The 15,097-nt window shown below is 54.6% G+C and carries 14 protein-coding genes and 1 pseudogene; 11 read left to right on the forward strand and 4 right to left on the reverse strand.

Annotation, left to right across the window (positions count from 1 at the left end; translation table 11 throughout):
* Positions 1 to 242: 242 nt before the first annotated feature.
* The 5 genes and pseudogenes from L3068_RS23745 to L3068_RS23765 form a co-directional block, all read left to right on the forward strand.
* Positions 243 to 536, forward strand: coding sequence for a helix-turn-helix transcriptional regulator (locus L3068_RS23745; RefSeq protein ID WP_012477377.1), 294 nt, complete (start codon positions 243 to 245; stop codon positions 534 to 536).
* A gap of 4 nt (positions 537 to 540) precedes the next feature.
* Positions 541 to 1,866, forward strand: coding sequence for a type II toxin-antitoxin system HipA family toxin (locus L3068_RS23750; RefSeq protein WP_000088044.1), 1,326 nt, complete (start codon positions 541 to 543; stop codon positions 1,864 to 1,866).
* A 60-nt stretch (positions 1,867 to 1,926) separates the two neighbouring features.
* Positions 1,927 to 2,133, forward strand: a complete 207-nt coding sequence (locus L3068_RS23755; RefSeq protein ID WP_000134171.1) for a hypothetical protein — start codon at positions 1,927 to 1,929, stop codon at positions 2,131 to 2,133.
* A gap of 100 nt (positions 2,134 to 2,233) precedes the next feature.
* On the forward strand, positions 2,234 to 2,644 hold the full coding sequence (locus L3068_RS23760; protein WP_000985909.1) for a hypothetical protein: 411 nt from the start codon (positions 2,234 to 2,236) through the stop codon (positions 2,642 to 2,644).
* A 12-nt stretch (positions 2,645 to 2,656) separates the two neighbouring features.
* Positions 2,657 to 3,085 (forward strand): annotated as a pseudogene (locus L3068_RS23765) (hypothetical protein); the annotation flags it as partial.
* Between the two features lie 276 nt (positions 3,086 to 3,361).
* Here the strand turns inward: L3068_RS23765 and L3068_RS23770 are convergent.
* From L3068_RS23770 to intI1, 4 genes are all read right to left on the reverse strand, one after another.
* Positions 3,362 to 4,366 carry an IS110-like element IS4321 family transposase gene (locus L3068_RS23770; protein WP_000427623.1) on the reverse strand — a complete coding sequence of 335 codons (1,005 nt, stop codon included), beginning with the start codon at positions 4,364 to 4,366 and terminating at the stop codon, positions 3,362 to 3,364.
* Positions 4,367 to 4,444: 78 nt separating this feature from the next.
* Complete coding sequence (locus tag L3068_RS23775) at positions 4,445 to 7,417, reverse strand: Tn3 family transposase (RefSeq protein ID WP_001138073.1); 2,973 nt, start codon at positions 7,415 to 7,417, stop codon at positions 4,445 to 4,447.
* Between the two features lie 2 nt (positions 7,418 to 7,419).
* The gene (locus L3068_RS23780) at positions 7,420 to 7,977 is read right to left on the reverse strand and encodes a recombinase family protein (RefSeq protein ID WP_001162012.1); all 558 of its coding nucleotides are present in this window, start codon (positions 7,975 to 7,977) and stop codon (positions 7,420 to 7,422) included.
* A 296-nt stretch (positions 7,978 to 8,273) separates the two neighbouring features.
* Positions 8,274 to 9,287, reverse strand: a complete 1,014-nt coding sequence (intI1, locus tag L3068_RS23785) for a class 1 integron integrase IntI1 (RefSeq protein ID WP_000845048.1) — start codon at positions 9,285 to 9,287, stop codon at positions 8,274 to 8,276.
* Positions 9,288 to 9,432: 145 nt separating this feature from the next.
* On the opposite strand from intI1, the gene aadB reads away from it, so the two are divergent.
* The 6 genes from aadB (at position 9,433) to L3068_RS23815 (ending at position 15,025) form a co-directional block, all read left to right on the forward strand.
* Positions 9,433 to 9,966: an aminoglycoside nucleotidyltransferase ANT(2'')-Ia gene (gene aadB / locus L3068_RS23790; RefSeq protein ID WP_000381802.1), complete on the forward strand. Its 534-nt coding sequence runs from the start codon at positions 9,433 to 9,435 to the stop codon at positions 9,964 to 9,966.
* A gap of 57 nt (positions 9,967 to 10,023) precedes the next feature.
* Entirely contained in the window at positions 10,024 to 10,815 is a 792-nt protein-coding gene (locus L3068_RS23795; RefSeq protein WP_001261740.1) for an ANT(3'')-Ia family aminoglycoside nucleotidyltransferase AadA2, read from the forward strand.
* 163 nt (positions 10,816 to 10,978) lie between these two features.
* Positions 10,979 to 11,326, forward strand: coding sequence for a quaternary ammonium compound efflux SMR transporter QacE delta 1 (locus L3068_RS23800; RefSeq protein ID WP_000679427.1), 348 nt, complete (start codon positions 10,979 to 10,981; stop codon positions 11,324 to 11,326).
* Positions 11,320 to 12,159, forward strand: a complete 840-nt coding sequence (gene sul1, locus L3068_RS23805) for a sulfonamide-resistant dihydropteroate synthase Sul1 (protein WP_000259031.1) — start codon at positions 11,320 to 11,322, stop codon at positions 12,157 to 12,159. The genes L3068_RS23800 and sul1 overlap by 7 nt, the downstream gene beginning before the upstream one ends.
* Positions 12,160 to 12,563: 404 nt before the next feature.
* Positions 12,564 to 14,105, forward strand: a complete 1,542-nt coding sequence (locus tag L3068_RS23810; RefSeq protein ID WP_000050481.1) for an IS91-like element ISCR1 family transposase — start codon at positions 12,564 to 12,566, stop codon at positions 14,103 to 14,105.
* A gap of 263 nt (positions 14,106 to 14,368) precedes the next feature.
* Entirely contained in the window at positions 14,369 to 15,025 is a 657-nt protein-coding gene (locus L3068_RS23815; RefSeq protein ID WP_012579084.1) for a quinolone resistance pentapeptide repeat protein QnrA1, read from the forward strand.
* Positions 15,026 to 15,097 lie beyond the last annotated feature (72 nt).

Genomic DNA, 15,097 nt, shown 5'->3' on the forward strand with positions numbered 1-15,097 from the left:
TACCGATGATCCTGATCTGTCAGCTCTCTTACCGGATGCTGTACGAGCGTAACGGCTTATTATTGATAGTTCTCTCATATCAAACCTCATAAAGATTTATGCTGCCACTTAGTAACAGCCTAAAGGTTGTACTCTCTATTTAACAGCTTTTAGGCTGTTAATTTGATATTACAGCTTTTAGGGTGTATGTTTAGAAAACAGCGTACAAGGTGTATCAGAGGAACTACTGAGGCCAGCTTATGATCAATAATGATTACCCGTTAAACACGCTCAACCAGTTGCGTCCCTTGCTCATTGGTTTTCGCAAGGCGAATGGCCTGACGCAAAAAGACCTGTCCGAAAGGTTAGGGGTCACTCAACAGACATACTCACGTCTGGAAGCCAACCCTGCCAGTGCGAGCATTGAACGGCTATTCAAGGTGTTTTCTATCCTGGGCGTAAAAATCAGCTTCTCCTCGACAACCGCCTCTTCAGAGGGGAAGCAGACGGAAGAAATGCTTAAATCAAACTCACCTGCACGACAGGAGAAATGGTAACGATATGAGCCGGAAACAGCAGCGTCTGGCAATCTGGATGAACGGAATCAAAGTCGGATACTGGGAAAAAAGTAAAGGGGTAGACAGCTTACAATACCTTCCTGACTGGAGTGCAGACGAACAGGGAAGGCCGCTGTCATTGTCCCTTCCTTTTACTCCCGGGAACCAGGTCTGGCGTGGAAATGTGGTACGTGACTATTTTGATAATTTACTCCCGGACAGCGAAGGCATACGCAGACGTCTGGCAATGCGTTACAAGGCCGATAGCCTGGAGCCTTTTGATCTTCTGACGGAGCTGGGAAAAGACTGCGTGGGCGCGATACAGCTGCTTCATGACGGAGATGAACCCACAGATTTATATTCCGTGAAGTATCACCCGCTTACTGAATCAGAAATTGCGGCAACTTTGCGTAATACCACGGAGACATTGCTACCGGGCAGGCCAGAAGATAACGACGACTTACGTTTATCTATTGCCGGTGCTCAGGAGAAAACAGCCCTACTGTGGCATGAAGATCGGTGGTGTATGCCGGAGGGTAATACACCAACGACGCATATATTCAAGCTACCGCTCGGACTTGTGGGGAACATGAAAGCCGACATGCGCTCGTCGGTTGAAAATGAATGGCTCTGCTCGGTACTTCTCGAACAGTACGGGCTCCCCGTGGCAAGAACGCAGATTGCTCACTTTGAAGATCAGAAAGCGCTGGTGGTAGAACGTTTTGACCGAAAATGGTCAGGAAACGGACAATGGATCATTCGTTTACCCCAGGAGGATATGTGTCAGGCCCTGGGCATTTCGCCATTACGAAAATATCAGGCGGACGGCGGGCCAGGTATATCGGAAATTATGGAAGTTCTGAGTAATTCAGACCGTGCTGAGCGTGACAAAGCGCAGTTTTTTATGACGCAGATAGTTTTCTGGATGATGGCCGCAACAGATGGCCACGCTAAAAATTTCAGTATTTCTATTGGGCCACAGGGACGTTATCACCTTACACCACTCTATGATGTGTTGTCGGCATGGCCGGTGATCGGTCATGGGAACAATCAGATATCCTGGCAGAAGTGCAAACTGGCGATGGCCGTACGTGGCAGTAGCAACTATTACCAGATATATCGAATACAACGACGCCACTGGATCAGGCATGGTGAGATAACCGGCCTGAGTAAACAGCAGACAGAGGCGATGATAGAGGAAATCATCGCCAGAACCCCGGGTGTCATTGAACGTGTTAGCGGGCTTCTTCCGGACCAGTTCCCCCAGCAGCTTGCGGAAAGTATTTTTGATGGAATGAGGCAGCAATGCAGGCGCCTGGCTGAGAAATGACAGCCGCAATTTATAGTGTGCATGTTTTCAGAATAGCTGATGTAAGCGTGAGGATTCAGTATGACTGAAGAACAAAAAAGAATAGAGCGGGCTATTGAGTTGGCTTGTCGTTACGGCGGAACCGATGAAATGCATCATCTGCAATGGGTCGTGGATCAGATGGTAAGAGAACTTGCTGGAGAACGTTATGCACAGATTGTAGCAGATGCCACCAGCGGAGAAGATGGGCCTGATACTTACAAATGGAGTGTTGGGATCGCGCCTTAGCATCTGTCAGTCTGGGGATGAAAACGTACTTAACATCCAGCGAATTCCCAGACTTCACATTAAGACTAGAGTAACGGCCGCAATCACGTGAGAGAAAAAAATGGCAATTTTAGCAATCATTGCAGTTATCGCCCTGGGTGGGTACGCCTGCGGGTTTATTAAAGCCCGTGAGCTGAGCGCTTTGCGTAAAGAAATGAAACTATACGTGGATCGCATGGAAGCGGCGGAGCTGGACTTACACGCAATCAGAAGTGTAGCGGAGCACCGGTTGCACGGTGCAGGTAAACAGTTTGCCGACCTTTACAGCCGTATCGACGGTGCAACTGTGACGCTGACACCCGAAGATCAGCTGTTACTGGCAACGATGCCATTTAATATTCAGGATGTAGAAGACATCGTAAACGAGCGCGGTCCAAAGACAATTAGCGGCCGTCCATTCTGGGAAGTTGAGCCAGGCCCGCATGACTATGAATATGGCCCGCAATATCCGTATTTCCCAGACCAGCGCTAGGAAGAGATCAAGATGAGAGAGCCAAGACCCCGCCATACCTTGCAGGTCATTCGAGTGCCTTCTCTGGAGGTTCAGGATCTGGGGCTGACCAGCTTTGATAGCTGGCTTGACGAGAACGGTTATGACAAAACGAATGCCAGAAATAACCGTACCATCTGGGCGAGAGAAGGCGGATGGCATCTGAAACGTTGCAGAAATCTGGAAACTGGCACGGACGATTTCTGGTTTATCGCTTTCGATGGTAAAGGCGGAAAGATATACCCGCTGAAAACCCAAAGAGACTACCGGGCTGCATATCGTAAGCTGGAAGCAGAAGGTTATGCACCTGCGGTCATCGAGCAAATGACCACAGGCGCAGCATATAACCTGGCCTATCCACGTTCCACCCTAAAACAAGCTGAGACGGCCACCAGCGAACCAAAGCGGAAACCTGACGTAGATGGGGTCGTCTCAGAAAACGGATCTATGGTCACTCCCGTTTTTGCAACACCGATTTTGACGACAAGTTGGCTTGCTTGAATCTATCCGGCGTCTGAATGGGATTTTATTCCCGCGCCTTGATGAGTTCCGCGCCTGATGAACCTCCAGAAAATATACGGCTTCAATGAGCCTTTCCGTTTTACAGGTTCCTCAACAGGCCGGTGGGCCGTTAGTATCATCAATATCAGTATTCGCAAAACCAGATCAGTAATTCTTTAAACCGGTGTATTTCTGCCGTTATGCTACATAAGTTTGCTGTCGTGCCGTTAGGGCCCAGGCTATTCTGGCCAGCTTGTTTGCCAGAGCACAAGTGACGACAAAGTTGCTTTTCCGGCACAGTAAATCCCTGACCCAATCGGCCAATTTGCCAGACTGGTGTTCCAGTTTTTGTATGAATACCCTGGCACATTGAACCAACAAAGTTCGGATCTTTTTATTACCTCGCTTACTAATTCCCAGCAATGTCGTCCTACCTCCCGTGCTGTACTGCCGAGGTACAAGCCCTGTTGCCGCCGCAAAGTCACGGCTGCTGGCGTACTGCTTCCCGTCGCCAATCTCAGTTGAAATAGTACTCGCTGTCAGTGTTCCGACGCAGGGAATGCTCAGCAAGCGCTGTCCAACCTCATCTTCGTCCAACTTTCGTTTCAACTGGGATTCCAAATCTTTAATCTGCTCAACAAGATAGTGATAATGCTGTTGTAATTTCAGCAATAACTGGCTGAGGTAAAGAGGCAAACTATTATCCTCAAGAATGGTACTCAGTCGGCTAATAACGGCAGCTCCTCGGGGAACGCTAATGCCAAATTCCAGCAGAAAAGCATGCATTTGATTGGTTGTTTTTACCTTATCCTGAACCAGGGATTCACGGACACGATGCAGAGCCCGCATTGCCTGCTGAGATTCCGTTCTGGGCTGCACAAAACGCATAGACGGACGCGATGCAGCTTCACAAATAGCTTCGGCGTCGACAAAGTCGTTTTTATTGCTTTTAACGAACGGGCGGACAAATTGTGGTGATATCAGCTTTGGGGAATGCCCCAACTCTTCCAACTTGCGTGCCATAAAGTGAGAACCGCCACAGGCTTCCATTGCGATGGTTGTAGCGGGGCATGTCGCCAAAAATTCGATCAACTTTGGCCGGGTAAATTTTTTACGGTAAACAGCCTTCCCGCGACGATCCTGGCAATGAATATGGAAAGAGTTTTTACCCAGATCGATACCAATGAGCGCAATGTTTTCCATGATAGTTCTCCGAATGAAAGCCTGTCCTCAGCATAGTACCGGGAAGGAGGGAGTGACCATCTCATTAAATAAAGCACGCTAAGCCGGTGGCAGCGGTCGCAATGGCCTAAACTTCCCCGCACCGACCTTGGCGCTGCTGCGCCATAGGTAATCGCCGGTCAGGTTGATGTGCTCCCACCCCAGCGGCGACAGATATTGCAACAATGTGTCGTCCAGCGCCGTGCCGTTGCCACGCAAAGCACTGGTGGCACGCTCCAGATATACCGTGTTCCACAACACGATGGCCGCCGTCACCAGATTGAGGCCGCTGGCCCGGTAGCGCTGCTGCTCAAAACTGCGGTCGCGGATTTCACCCAATCGGTAGAAGAAGACCGCCCTGGCCAGCGCGTTGCGCGCCTCGCCCTTATTCAGCCCCGCATGGACGCGGCGGCGCAGCTCCACGCTTTGCAGCCAATCCAAAATGAACAGCGTGCGCTCGATGCGCCCCAGCTCGCGCAACGCCACGGCCAAGCCGTTCTGGCGCGGGTAGCTGCCGAGTTTGCGCAGCATCAGCGAAGCCGTTACCGTGCCTTGCTTGATGGAGGTGGCCAGCCGCAGAATTTCATCCCAATGGGCGCGTATTTGCTTGATGTTCAGCCTGTCGCTGCTAATCATCGGCTTGAGCGCGTCATAGGCGGCATCGCCCTTGGGGATGAATAGCTTGGTTTCGCCCAAGTCACGGATACGCGGCGCGAAGCGAAATCCCAGCAAATGCATCAAGCCAAACACGTGATCGGTGAAGCCTGCCGTGTCGGTGTAGTGTTCCTCGATGCGCAAGTCCGACTCGTGGTACAGCAGGCCATCAAGCACGTAAGTTGAATCACGAATGCCCACGTTGACCACCTTGGCACTGAAGGGCGCGTACTGGTCGGAGATATGGGTGTAGAAAGTCCGTCCTGGACTGCTTCCATACTTCGGGTTGATATGACCAGTGCTTTCTGCTTTGCTGCCGGTTCTGAAGTTCTGGCCGTCCGACGATGACGTGGTGCCGTCACCCCAGTTGCCGGCGAAGGGTTGCCGAAACTGCGCATTCACCAGCTCGGCCAGCGCCGTCGAATAGGTTTCATCGCGGATGTGCCAGGCTTGCAGCCAAGACAGCTTGGCGTAGGTGGTGCCAGGGCAGGACTCGGCCATTTTGGTCAGACCCAGGTTGATCGCGTCGGCCAGGATCGTCGTCAACAGCAAGGTTTTGTCCTTGGCCGTGTCGCTGGTCTTCAGGTGTGTGAAGTGGCGGGTGAAGCCCGTCCATTCATCGACCTCCATCAGCAACTCGGTGATTTTGAGGTGCGGCAGCAGCATAGCTGTCTGGTCGATCATGGCTTGCGCGGCGTCTGGTACTGCCGCGTCCAGCGGCGTGATCTTCAGGCCTGACGCGGTGGTGATGATGGCATCCGGTAAGTCGTTGGCCGCAGCCATGCGGTTGACTGTGGCGAGTTGCGCCTCCAACAATTCCAACCGGTCATGCAGGTATTGGTCGCAGTCGGTGGCCACTGCCAGCGGCAATTCGCTGGCCAGCTTCAAAGTGGCGAACTTCTCGACCGGCACCAGGTATTCGTCGAAGTCCTTGAACTGGCGAGAACCCTGCACCCAGACATCACCGGAGCGCAGCGCGTTCTTCAGCTCCGACAGGGCGCATAACTCGTAGTAACGCCGGTCGATGCCGTCGTCGGTCAGAACCAGCTTTGCCCAGCGCGGCTTGATGAATGCGGTTGGCGCATCGGCGGGCACCTTGCGCGCGCTGTCGCTGTTCATGCCGCGCAGCATGTCGATGGCATCGAGCACACCCTTGGCGGCGGGCGCAGCCCGCAATTTGAGCACGCCCAGGAACTGCGGCGCGTAGCGGCGTAGCGTGGCATAGCTTTCACCGATGTGGTGCAGGAAATCAAAGTCGGCAGGCCGCGCCAATGTTTGCGCTTCGGTGACGCTGGCGGCGAAGGTGTCCCAGGGCATAACGGCCTCGATGGCGGCGAACGGATCGCTGCCGCTTTGCTTGGCCTCAATCAACGCTTGACCGATGCGCCCATACATCCGCACCTTGTCGTTGATCGCCTTGCCGGAAGCCTGGAACTGCTGCTGATGCTTGTTCTTGGCCGCGTTGAACAGCTTGCCGATGATGCGATCGTGAAGGTCGATGATTTCATCGGTGACGGTGGCCATGCCTTCGATGGCCAGCGCTACCAGCGTGGCATAGCGTCGTTGCACCTCGAACTTTGCCAGATCAGCAGGCGTCATCTGGCCACCTTCACGAGCGATTTTGAGCAGGCGGTTCTGGTGAACCTGCCGCTCGATGCCTGCGGGCAGATCAAGTGCTTGCCAGGATTTCAGGCGCTCAATATGTTCGAGCATGTGGCGAGAGTTCGGTTTGGCAGGCGACTGGCGCAGCCATGCCAGCCACGTCACTTTACTGCCGTCCTTGCGCTTGAGAAGTTCGTCCAGGCGCTGACGGTGGGGTGATAACAAAGAATCGGTCAGCGCCGCGTAAATGCGTCGGTTGGCACGGGTGATGGCCTCGGCGCTTGCGCGCTCGATGGCATTCATGGCGGGCAGGATAATGCTCTGCCGCCGCAGATTCTCGACAAGTGCGCTCGCCAGCACGATGCCTTTGTCGGTCTGCAAGGCCAGCTCGGTCAATGTATGCACGGCTTGCCGATAGTGGCTCATGGTGAAGGGCTTGAACCCAAAAACCGTTTGCAGCTCGACCAAGTGCTCCCGCCGTGTCTGTTCGCGCTGGCCGTACTCGCTCCAACTTTCCACTGGCATCTTGAGTTGCGCGGCCACCATGCGCAACAGGGGCGGAAACGGAGGCTCATCGACGCCCAAAAAGGTGCCAGGGAATCGCAAGTAGCAAAGCTGCACAGCGAAGCCCAATCGATTCGCGGCGCCGCGACGCTGACGGATCACCGACAGGTCGGTTTCGTTGAACGTGTAGTGCCGTATCAGTTCGTCTTTGGCATCTGGCAGTGCCAGCAGGCTTTCGCGCTCGGTGGCGGACAGGATTGAGCGGCGTGGCATGGTCAGTCTTCCCGCAGGTACTGGTACAAGGTTTCGCGGCTGATGCCGAAGTCACGGGCCACCAAGGTTTTTTGGTCGCCTGCCGCAACTCGCCGTTTCAACTCGGCAATTTGTTCGCTGTTCAGCGATTTCTTTCGTCCCCGGTAGGCACCGCGCTGCTTGGCCAGCACGATTCCCTCGCGCTGACGTTCGCGGATCAGGGCGCGCTCGAACTCAGCGAAGGCTCCCATGACCGACAGCATCAGATTGGCCATCGGTGAGTCCTCGCCGGTGAACTTCAGCCCTTCTTTGACGAACTCCATGCGCACGCCCCGTTGTGTCAGCCCTTGGACGATGCGGCGCAGGTCATCAAGGTTGCGTGCCAGCCTGTCCATGCTATGCACCACCACGGTGTCGCCCTCGCGGACGAAGGCCAGCAGCCTTTCCAGCTCGGGACGCTGGGTGTCCTTGCCAGAAGCCTTGTCGGTGAACACCCGCGCCACCTGAACACCCTCCAATTGCCGTTCCGGGTTCTGGTCGAAGCTGCTGACGCGGACATAGCCGATGCGTTGACCTTGCAAGATGCCTCCAAAGGCAAAAGTGTCAGGATGAAATCTATTACCTTTGACGGAATATGTCAATCAATAGGAAATTTAACTCTATTCTGACATCGTTTGTCGTTTTCAGAAGACGGCTGCACTGAACGTCAGAAGCCGACTGCACTATAGCAGCGGAGGGGTTGGATCCATCAGGCAACGACGGGCTGCTGCCGGCCATCAGCGGACGCAGGGAGGACTTTCCGCAACCGGCCGTTCGATGCGGCACCGATGGCCTTCGCGCAGGGGTAGTGAATCCGCCAGGATTGACTTGCGCTGCCCTACCTCTCACTAGTGAGGGGCGGCAGCGCATCAAGCGGTGAGCGCACTCCGGCACCGCCAACTTTCAGCACATGCGTGTAAATCATCGTCGTAGAGACGTCGGAATGGCCGAGCAGATCCTGCACGGTTCGAATGTCGTAACCGCTGCGGAGCAAGGCCGTCGCGAACGAGTGGCGGAGGGTGTGCGGTGTGGCGGGCTTCGTGATGCCTGCTTGTTCTACGGCACGTTTGAAGGCGCGCTGAAAGGTCTGGTCATACATGTGATGGCGACGCACGACACCGCTCCGTGGATCGGTCGAATGCGTGTGCTGCGCAAAAACCCAGAACCACGGCCAGGAATGCCCGGCGCGCGGATACTTCCGCTCAAGGGCGTCGGGAAGCGCAACGCCGCTGCGGCCCTCGGCCTGGTCCTTCAGCCACCATGCCCGTGCACGCGACAGCTGCTCGCGCAGGCTGGGTGCCAAGCTCTCGGGTAACATCAAGGCCCGATCCTTGGAGCCCTTGCCCTCCCGCACGATGATCGTGCCGTGATCGAAATCCAGATCCTTGACCCGCAGTTGCAAACCCTCACTGATCCGCATGCCCGTTCCATACAGAAGCTGGGCGAACAAACGATGCTCGCCTTCCAGAAAACCGAGGATGCGAACCACTTCATCCGGGGTCAGCACCACCGGCAAGCGCCGCGACGGCCGAGGTCTTCCGATCTCCTGAAGCCAGGGCAGATCCGTGCACAGCACCTTGCCGTAGAAGAACAGCAAGGCCGCCAATGCCTGACGATGCGTGGAGACCGAAACCTTGCGCTCGTTCGCCAGCCAGGACAGAAATGCCTCGACTTCGCTGCTGCCCAAGGTTGCCGGGTGACGCACACCGTGGAAACGGATGAAGGCACGAACCCAGTGGACATAAGCCTGTTCGGTTCGTAAACTGTAATGCAAGTAGCGTATGCGCTCACGCAACTGGTCCAGAACCTTGACCGAACGCAGCGGTGGTAACGGCGCAGTGGCGGTTTTCATGGCTTGTTATGACTGTTTTTTTGTACAGTCTATGCCTCGGGCATCCAAGCAGCAAGCGCGTTACGCCGTGGGTCGATGTTTGATGTTATGGAGCAGCAACGATGTTACGCAGCAGGGCAGTCGCCCTAAAACAAAGTTAGGCCGCATGGACACAACGCAGGTCACATTGATACACAAAATTCTAGCTGCGGCAGATGAGCGAAATCTGCCGCTCTGGATCGGTGGGGGCTGGGCGATCGATGCACGGCTAGGGCGTGTAACACGCAAGCACGATGATATTGATCTGACGTTTCCCGGCGAGAGGCGCGGCGAGCTCGAGGCAATAGTTGAAATGCTCGGCGGGCGCGTCATGGAGGAGTTGGACTATGGATTCTTAGCGGAGATCGGGGATGAGTTACTTGACTGCGAACCTGCTTGGTGGGCAGACGAAGCGTATGAAATCGCGGAGGCTCCGCAGGGCTCGTGCCCAGAGGCGGCTGAGGGCGTCATCGCCGGGCGGCCAGTCCGTTGTAACAGCTGGGAGGCGATCATCTGGGATTACTTTTACTATGCCGATGAAGTACCACCAGTGGACTGGCCTACAAAGCACATAGAGTCCTACAGGCTCGCATGCACCTCACTCGGGGCGGAAAAGGTTGAGGTCTTGCGTGCCGCTTTCAGGTCGCGATATGCGGCCTAACAATTCGTCCAAGCCGACGCCGCTTCGCGGCGCGGCTTAACTCAGGTGTTAGACATCATGAGGGTAGCGGTGACCATCGAAATTTCGAACCAACTATCAGAGGTGCTAAGCGTCATTGAGCGCCATCTGGAATCAACGTTGCTGGCCGTGCATTTGTACGGCTCCGCAGTGGATGGCGGCCTGAAGCCATACAGCGATATTGATTTGTTGGTTACTGTGGCCGTAAAGCTTGATGAAACGACGCGGCGAGCATTGCTCAATGACCTTATGGAGGCTTCGGCTTTCCCTGGCGAGAGCGAGACGCTCCGCGCTATAGAAGTCACCCTTGTCGTGCATGACGACATCATCCCGTGGCGTTATCCGGCTAAGCGCGAGCTGCAATTTGGAGAATGGCAGCGCAATGACATTCTTGCGGGTATCTTCGAGCCAGCCATGATCGACATTGATCTAGCTATCCTGCTTACAAAAGCAAGAGAACATAGCGTTGCCTTGGTAGGTCCGGCAGCGGAGGAATTCTTTGACCCGGTTCCTGAACAGGATCTATTCGAGGCGCTGAGGGAAACCTTGAAGCTATGGAACTCGCAGCCCGACTGGGCCGGCGATGAGCGAAATGTAGTGCTTACGTTGTCCCGCATTTGGTACAGCGCAATAACCGGCAAAATCGCGCCGAAGGATGTCGCTGCCGACTGGGCAATAAAACGCCTACCTGCCCAGTATCAGCCCGTCTTACTTGAAGCTAAGCAAGCTTATCTGGGACAAAAAGAAGATCACTTGGCCTCACGCGCAGATCACTTGGAAGAATTTATTCGCTTTGTGAAAGGCGAGATCATCAAGTCAGTTGGTAAATGATGTCTAACAATTCGTTCAAGCCGACCGCGCTACGCGCGGCGGCTTAACTCCGGCGTTAGATGCACTAAGCACATAATTGCTCACAGCCAAACTATCAGGTCAAGTCTGCTTTTATTATTTTTAAGCGTGCATAATAAGCCCTACACAAATTGGGAGATATATCATGAAAGGCTGGCTTTTTCTTGTTATCGCAATAGTTGGCGAAGTAATCGCAACATCCGCATTAAAATCTAGCGAGGGCTTTACTAAGCTTGCCCCTTCCGCCGTTGTCATAATCGGTTATGGCATCGCATTTTATTTTCTTTCTCTGGTTCTGAAATCCATCCCTGTCGGTGTTGCTTATGCAGTCTGGTCGGGACTCGGCGTCGTCATAATTACAGCCATTGCCTGGTTGCTTCATGGGCAAAAGCTTGATGCGTGGGGCTTTGTAGGTATGGGGCTCATAATTGCTGCCTTTTTGCTCGCCCGATCCCCATCGTGGAAGTCGCTGCGGAGGCCGACGCCATGGTGACGGTGTTCGGCATTCTGAATCTCACCGAGGACTCCTTCTTCGATGAGAGCCGGCGGCTAGACCCCGCCGGCGCTGTCACCGCGGCGATCGAAATGCTGCGAGTCGGATCAGACGTCGTGGATGTCGGACCGGCCGCCAGCCATCCGGACGCGAGGCCTGTATCGCCGGCCGATGAGATCAGACGTATTGCGCCGCTCTTAGACGCCCTGTCCGATCAGATGCACCGTGTTTCAATCGACAGCTTCCAACCGGAAACCCAGCGCTATGCGCTCAAGCGCGGCGTGGGCTACCTGAACGATATCCAAGGATTTCCTGACCCTGCGCTCTATCCCGATATTGCTGAGGCGGACTGCAGGCTGGTGGTTATGCACTCAGCGCAGCGGGATGGCATCGCCACCCGCACCGGTCACCTTCGACCCGAAGACGCGCTCGACGAGATTGTGCGGTTCTTCGAGGCGCGGGTTTCCGCCTTGCGACGGAGCGGGGTCGCTGCCGACCGGCTCATCCTCGATCCGGGGATGGGATTTTTCTTGAGCCCCGCACCGGAAACATCGCTGCACGTGCTGTCGAACCTTCAAAAGCTGAAGTCGGCGTTGGGGCTTCCGCTATTGGTCTCGGTGTCGCGGAAATCCTTCTTGGGCGCCACCGTTGGCCTTCCTGTAAAGGATCTGGGTCCAGCGAGCCTTGCGGCGGAACTTCACGCGATCGGCAATGGCGCTGACTACGTCCGCACCCACGCGCCTGGAGATCTGCGAAGCGCAATCACCTTCTCGGAAACCCTCGCGAAATTTCGCAGTCGCGACGCCAGAGACCGAGGGTTAGATCATGCCTAGCATTCACCTTCCGGCCGCCCGCTAAATATCTCCTTTTGGGTTGTTAATAAAACATCCAATAAGTTGACTGTGCGTGAAAAAGAAAGTTTTGTGTGATGGCGTTGAAGATCGCACCGTTAAGCTCTTATGTGGGATGGTGCAGAGCTCGACGACTACCGATAAAACGCAACCGCCGCAAACAGACAAGAAAAAGCCCCAACTGATAACAGTTGGGGCTTCAGTATTGTGATTGGTGGAGCAATAGCACCCTGAACCCAAAACCTTCTCGCTCAACCGGTAGTGGCTGATAACAACTCGTGAGGGCTATTGCGGGTTAAGCATTTAGCGATGTCTAGGGCCAGACTGGACGTCTGAACGCAAGCCGCTGATACTGTACATAACCACAGTATCAGCGGAGGATACCCATGTCGCTGGCAAGGAACGCCACGGCGAGTCAATCGCCCACTCAAACAAACGGTTACGAACGCCACCAACCCGACCAGACGCTGCTCTACCAGCTGGTTGAGCAGCACTACCCAGCCTTCAAAGCCTCACTCGAAGCCCAAGGTCAACACCTGCCTCGCTACATCCAACAAGAATTCAACGACCTCCTCCAATGTGGCCGTCTGGAGTATGGTTTCATGCGGGTTCGCTGCGAGGATTGTCATCACGAGCGTCTGGTCGCCTTCAGCTGTAAACGACGCGGCTTTTGCCCTAGCTGCGGTGCCCGCCGGATGGCCGAGAGTGCGGCGCTGCTGATAGACGAAGTCTTCCCCAAGGAGCCCATTCGCCAGTGGGTGCTCAGCTTTCCTTTCCAGCTACGCTTTTTGCTGGCTCGCCATCCCCAGCTGATGGGCCAGGTCTTGAGTATCGTCTATCGTACACTCTCAACTCATCTGATCAAAAAAGCCGGTTACACCAAAGCCTCTGCACAAACTGGCTCAGTGACTCTTATCCAACGCTTTGGCTCCGCGCTAAATCTCAATGTCCACTACCACATGCTGTTTCTCGATGGTGTCTATGCCGAAGATGACTATGGCAAGCAACGCTTCCATCGTGTCAAGGCACCCACTTACGATGAGCTGAATACGCTCGCTCACACCCTCAGCCATCGCATCGCTCGCTGCATGGAAAAGCGTGGGATTTTGGAGCGTGATGCCGAGAATACGTGGTTGACACTGGAAGAGGGCGAAGACGATACGCTGACTCAATTACATGGTGCTTCGGTTACGTATCGCATTGCCGTCGGCCCCCAGCAAGGGCGCAAAGTCTTCACCCTGCAAACCTTGCCAGGGCGTGAGGATAAAGCCGACTCAAGCAGTCGAGTAGCCAACCATGCTGGTTTCTCGCTACACGCCGGTGTGATGGCCGAAGCGCATCAGCGGGATAAGCTTGAGCGCTTGTGTCGCTACATTAGTCGGCCAGCGGTTTCAGAAAAACGTCTGGCATTAACCGCCAATGGGCAGGTGCGTTACGAGCTCAAAACTCCGTACCGCAATGGCACCACCCATGTGATCTTCGAGCCGCTGGACTTCATCGCCAAACTCGCTGCGTTGGTACCTAAGCCGCGAGTCAACCTCACACGCTTCCACGGCGTCTTTGCACCGAACAGCAAACACCGAGTTCAAGTAACACCCGCCAAGCGGGGCAAGAAGCCCGACAAATCGGAAGGTCTCGATACTAACTGGCGTGACAAGAGTCCTGCAGAGCGCCACCGCGCCATGACCTGGATGCAACGCCTCAAGCGAGTCTTCAATATTGATATTGAAGTCTGCGAACACTGCGGCGGTCACGTCAAAGTGATTGCCAGCATCGAAGATCCGAAGGTCATTGAGCAGATTCTCAAGCATCTGAAACAGAAAACAGCCAAGGCGAATGCCGCCAAGCAGCGTGAGCTGCCACCAGAACGAGCGCCGCCACTGACTCCCAGCCTGTTCGATCCATCACAGAGTCGTCTCTTTGACTGACGACCCCAAATCCAACACTGCTCAACACTGCCAACTTTTAAACGGGGCGGTGGGGCAGTTTGTATCTCTCGAGCTATCAGGCTAGAGATTTTACCGCCAAATCGAACCTTATTAGAGCGGTTTAGGCTGGACCGGCAGTTAAAATTGGGGCTTGAGCGGTAAACGAGTGAGGGAATTTCAGGTAAGATACTTCGGATGAGGAGCAAAAAGGTGGTTTATACTTCCTATACCCGTTAGCACCCTCCCTGATTAAAGGAAGCCGTATGGATATTATTGATAAAGTTTTTCAGCAAGAGGATTTCTCACGCCAGGATTTGAGTGACAGCCGTTTTCGCCGCTGCCGCTTTTATCAGTGTGACTTCAGCCACTGTCAGCTGCAGGATGCCAGTTTCGAGGATTGCAGTTTCATTGAAAGCGGCGCCGTTGAAGGGTGTCACTTCAGCTATGCCGATCTGCGCGATGCCAGTTTCAAGGCCTGCCGTCTGTCTTTGGCCAACTTCAGCGGTGCCAACTGCTTTGGCATAGAGTTCAGGGAGTGCGATCTCAAGGGCGCCAACTTTTCCCGGGCCCGCTTCTACAATCAAGTCAGCCATAAGATGTACTTCTGCTCGGCTTATATCTCAGGTTGCAACCTGGCCTATACCAACTTGAGTGGCCAATGCCTGGAAAAATGCGAGCTGTTTGAAAACAACTGGAGCAATGCCAATCTCAGCGGCGCTTCCTTGATGGGCTCAGATCTCAGCCGCGGCACCTTCTCCCGCGACTGTTGGCAACAGGTCAATCTGCGGGGCTGTGACCTGACCTTTGCCGATCTGGATGGGCTCGACCCCAGACGGGTCAACCTCGAAGGAGTCAAGATCTGTGCCTGGCAACAGGAGCAACTGCTGGAACCCTTGGGAGTAATAGTGCTGCCGGATTAGCTCGAATGCAAACACAAGAGGCAAATATCACTTGAGTTCCGCGCTACAACAAGGCAGATTCTGCTATAGCAG

The sequence above is a fragment of the Enterobacter cloacae complex sp. ECL414 genome (genome assembly GCF_021869685.1).
GTDB classification, from domain to species: domain Bacteria; phylum Pseudomonadota; class Gammaproteobacteria; order Enterobacterales; family Enterobacteriaceae; genus Enterobacter; species Enterobacter kobei.

Coding starts and splice junctions, on each gene's coding strand:
- L3068_RS23750 (WP_000088044.1), top strand. CDS start 541: ATGAGCCGGAAACAGCAGCGTCTGGCAATCTGGATGAACGGAATCAAA.
- L3068_RS23755 (WP_000134171.1), top strand. CDS start 1,927: ATGACTGAAGAACAAAAAAGAATAGAGCGGGCTATTGAGTTGGCTTGT.
- L3068_RS23760 (WP_000985909.1), top strand. CDS start 2,234: ATGGCAATTTTAGCAATCATTGCAGTTATCGCCCTGGGTGGGTACGCC.
- L3068_RS23770 (WP_000427623.1), bottom strand. CDS start 4,366: ATGGAAAACATTGCGCTCATTGGTATCGATCTGGGTAAAAACTCTTTC.
- L3068_RS23775 (WP_001138073.1), bottom strand. CDS start 7,417: ATGCCACGCCGCTCAATCCTGTCCGCCACCGAGCGCGAAAGCCTGCTG.
- intI1 (WP_000845048.1), bottom strand. CDS start 9,287: ATGAAAACCGCCACTGCGCCGTTACCACCGCTGCGTTCGGTCAAGGTT.
- aadB (WP_000381802.1), top strand. CDS start 9,433: ATGGACACAACGCAGGTCACATTGATACACAAAATTCTAGCTGCGGCA.
- L3068_RS23795 (WP_001261740.1), top strand. CDS start 10,024: ATGAGGGTAGCGGTGACCATCGAAATTTCGAACCAACTATCAGAGGTG.
- L3068_RS23800 (WP_000679427.1), top strand. CDS start 10,979: ATGAAAGGCTGGCTTTTTCTTGTTATCGCAATAGTTGGCGAAGTAATC.
- sul1 (WP_000259031.1), top strand. CDS start 11,320: ATGGTGACGGTGTTCGGCATTCTGAATCTCACCGAGGACTCCTTCTTC.
- L3068_RS23810 (WP_000050481.1), top strand. CDS start 12,564: ATGTCGCTGGCAAGGAACGCCACGGCGAGTCAATCGCCCACTCAAACA.
- L3068_RS23815 (WP_012579084.1), top strand. CDS start 14,369: ATGGATATTATTGATAAAGTTTTTCAGCAAGAGGATTTCTCACGCCAG.